The sequence below is a fragment of the Leptolyngbya cf. ectocarpi LEGE 11479 genome, assembly GCF_015207065.1.
GTDB lineage: Bacteria > Cyanobacteriota > Cyanobacteriia > Phormidesmidales > Phormidesmidaceae > Leptothoe > Leptothoe ectocarpi.
This window is the reverse complement of sequence record NZ_JADEXP010000511.1, coordinates 1-3,143: the sequence shown is the minus strand read 5'-3', so window position 1 is coordinate 3,143 and position 3,143 is coordinate 1. Positions and strand designations below refer to the sequence as shown.

At 44.5% G+C, this 3,143-nt stretch carries 5 protein-coding genes; 3 read left to right on the top strand and 2 right to left on the bottom strand.

What is annotated here, in order from left to right:
- Together IQ260_RS29200 and IQ260_RS29195 are read left to right on the top strand one after the other, a co-directional pair.
- Nucleotides 1–210: Calvin cycle protein CP12 (locus IQ260_RS29200; RefSeq protein ID WP_228016541.1), on the top strand; the 210-nt coding region annotated here is incomplete at its 5' end.
- A 20-nt stretch (nt 211–230) separates the two neighbouring features.
- On the top strand, nt 231–974 hold the full coding sequence (locus IQ260_RS29195; RefSeq protein ID WP_193996573.1) for a DUF6920 family protein: 744 nt from the start codon (nt 231–233) through the stop codon (nt 972–974).
- 233 nt (nt 975–1,207) lie between these two features.
- Here IQ260_RS29195 and hpf read toward each other — a convergent pair whose 3' ends face one another.
- Nucleotides 1,208–1,789: a ribosome hibernation-promoting factor, HPF/YfiA family gene (hpf, locus tag IQ260_RS29190; protein WP_193996572.1), complete on the bottom strand. Its 582-nt coding sequence runs from the start codon at nt 1,787–1,789 to the stop codon at nt 1,208–1,210.
- 311 nt (nt 1,790–2,100) lie between these two features.
- Between hpf and IQ260_RS29185 the strand changes: the two genes are divergently transcribed.
- The gene (locus IQ260_RS29185) at nt 2,101–2,493 is read left to right on the top strand and encodes a DUF4342 domain-containing protein (RefSeq protein WP_193996571.1); all 393 of its coding nucleotides are present in this window, start codon (nt 2,101–2,103) and stop codon (nt 2,491–2,493) included.
- A 470-nt stretch (nt 2,494–2,963) separates the two neighbouring features.
- On the opposite strand, the gene IQ260_RS29180 is transcribed toward IQ260_RS29185, so the two are convergent.
- Nucleotides 2,964–3,143 (bottom strand): pentapeptide repeat-containing protein (locus IQ260_RS29180; protein ID WP_193996570.1); only part of this gene is annotated, 180 nt, incomplete at its 5' end.

The window sequence follows — 3,143 nt, the reverse complement described above, 5'->3', positions numbered from 1 at the left end:
CTCTCAGAGAAAGCGCGTCATGTATGTGGAGAGAATGGGCCAGCGTCAAAAGCCTGCTTAAATGCTTGGTTAGCGGTTGATGCATTACAGGCAGAAGCTGCACGTCAGCGAGCTGAATCCATTGAACAGACAGCATCTGAACAGTATTACGATGAGGAGTATCCAGAGGCGTTTAAGGATAGAGAATATGAGGCCTGGTGTAGTGGTTAGATTTGAGTAGAGATATGGCAATGGGGTTTCAACCGATTTCTGTCAACAAGCTTTGGCACTCTGTGTCTCTGTCTGAGACTGTGTTTCACCATGACCAAATTGTGGATTTGCCTGAGCCAGTTGGGCGATATCTGAAACATGCGATATCTGCAGCGACTCCCTTGGCTAGTGCGGTGCGGTTGCGTATGCATGGAGAGATAAAGCTGAAGCAGTGGCAACCTTTCCAGGCTGAACAAGTCATCTATCCTCAGCGAGGCATGATCTGGCAGGCGATTACCCGAGTGAATAGGCTGCCAGTCAGGGGGTGGGATCGGTTAATCTACGGCAAAGGAGCTATGCAGTGGAAATTGCTGGGTTTGTTTCCTGTGATGACAGCGGCAGGTGGGGATGTTACCCGTTCAGCGATTGGTCGCATGCATGGAGAATGCATGTGGTTACCGTCTATGCTGAGTAAGGCTGAGTGGACGGTTTGCGATCGCTACCATATCCAAGCTACGTTGCGATCTCTGGGCAACATGACTGTACTAAAACTCACAATAGATGATCTTGGGCGGCTACAGCAGCTTAGCTTTAAACGTTGGGGTAATCCAGATAGTAGCCGCTATCAATTTGAAGACTTTGGCGCATATATAGACCAAGAATCTACGTTTGCAGGTTATACAATCCCAACTAAGTTGCGAGCAGGCTGGTATTTTGGCACTCATCAATTTGAAACAGAAGGAGAGTTTTTTCGAGTGGCCATCGACAACGCTATTTATAAGTAGCTGGGAGACGGACACCTTGTCAACGGTATGCACCTTCATGTTCTACCGTTTTCTCGCAGCAGACCCTTTGCAGGCTAGGAGGTTTCAGTGGACGCATTGACTTTCCGACTACTGTGGACAATAGTTCTGAGTCTATTATCTGATGATATTGTTGGTCTTTCCCATGAGGTGTAAATCCATGAGCATAGGTGCTGTTATCATTAGCACCTATGCTCTACATAACTTCAGATTAGTTAACTGTCAGATTGCTCGCGCGGCTGAATAATGCCATAGCCGCCATGGTTGCGCTCATAGATGACATTGATTTCATCAGTCTGAGCATTGCGGAACATATAAAAGTCATGATCCACCAGTTGCAGATTATCCAGAGCTTCTTCGATGGACATCGGCGGCATCATAAAAAATTTGTTACGCACTACTTTCGGAGGTAGCTCCGGCGAGCGATCTGGTATCAAATCGGCCACTTCAAGTGACTGATTTAGATCATTGCTAAGGGATTCCCTCGGTTGGGCTCGGCGTTGTTTCTTTGTTTTATATTTCTGTAGTTGACGAACAAGCTTATCGGTAACTAAGTCGATGCTGGCATAGAGATTTTCATGCTTCTCAGCGGCTCGAATAACTGTTCCGCTCGCATGTACCGTAACCTCAGCAGTTTGTTGAGATGGCTTTTGGGTTTGAAGAGGTGCGGATAGTTTAACGTCAACTTTGGTTGCAATATCTTGATGACGAGTTAATGCCTTACCAATTTTTTGACGAACATAGTCATTAATCGCATCTGTGACCTTGAGATCTTTACCTTGAATAACCCATCGCATATAGGATCAATCTCCTTACGGGCTACAGTCAGCTTTAATTTGTTAGCGAAAGAGCAAAGTTGTATATCTTAGAGATATCAGCTATCTCTTTAAAGCCCTATGCTGTTCTAAAGCTGGTGTAATTACATTATAAGCTTTTTTTGTGTTTTTTCAGTCTTTAAGAAAAAAAATGCATTGTGGAGATACGTTTATTTTGGGAGTATATGCATTGACAGATTACTGAGCATCACATTGATTAACAGACGTTCCTTCACAACTTCCTCATAAGTCTTGGTTAGCCTATAAATGTAAGCTGCTAAAGGACTTTAGCAATGAATACCGATCTTGAAGAAGTACCTCAAACGTTAGATGTTTCGGTGTCTAATGTACCGGATTCTGAAGTTGTGTCTGTTACTGAGTCAGAGAAAGAGCCTGCCGAGAAGGTAGTTTTAGAAGAACTTAAAATTTCTGGTGATGCCCTTGTAGCTGAGGTGAAAGAACTTATTCATCAAGGCAATATTCGTCGCATTATTATCAAAAATGAAGAAGGTCATACGCTGATTGAGATTCCGATGACGGTGGGAGTTATTGGGGGTGTTATTAGTGCTGCCTTTTTCCCAGTAATTGCAGCTGTGGGTATTATCGGTGCGATGGTAGCTCATCTTACGGTTGTTATTGAGCGACAAGAAACCGTAGCTACAGATGAGGCAGATCAAGAGGAGTAAGAAAGCCTGCCTGGTGTACATCATTGCTTCTCGAGTAAACGCTGCTGTTATGATTCACGATTGACAGATGTGCTCCATTTTTGCTTGCAAATTAAACGGACAAATCATTATTGGCCGTAACTTTGATTGGATTCAGCGAGGGGGAAATATTCATTTTTTACCTCCAGCTCGCTGTTACGGTGTGATGACCCACGGTCTATGTCTGATTGAGCAATTTGGTAGCGATCGACCGCTTGACGGGATGAATTCCCAAGGGCTCTTTATGGGTATGACAGGAATTCATGCTGACAATTTTCCAACTAGAAAGCCTGGTAATGATGCATTGCCCAGTTTTATAACTTCGGGCAGCTCAAGCTCATGCAGCCTGAGTTTAAGCATCGTTTCAAGGAGTCAAAAGAAGAAGTCCAGCGCGGATTTGCCTCAAAAGAGACAGCCAATAAACTATCAAGAAGTGCAGCGATTTAATAGCTTCATAGGGGTGAGGAGACTATTATCCCATCGATTAGAGTTGCTCCTGCTAAGCTTGCGTCTTGTCGGTGGTCTGCTTGCCAATTGGCCCCATTGAGATTGGCACTGCTGAGATCTGCACCTTGAAAACTGGCCCCTCTAAGGTTTGTGTTTGTGAGGACAGTGTTGTGTAGGATGGCGGT

Excerpts from the sequence above, each read along its gene's own strand:
- IQ260_RS29195 (WP_193996573.1), top strand. The coding sequence starts at position 231 with ATGGGGTTTCAACCGATTTCTGTCAACAAGCTTTGGCACTCTGTGTCT.
- IQ260_RS29185 (WP_193996571.1), top strand. The coding sequence starts at position 2,101 with ATGAATACCGATCTTGAAGAAGTACCTCAAACGTTAGATGTTTCGGTG.
- hpf (WP_193996572.1), bottom strand. The coding sequence starts at position 1,789 with ATGCGATGGGTTATTCAAGGTAAAGATCTCAAGGTCACAGATGCGATT.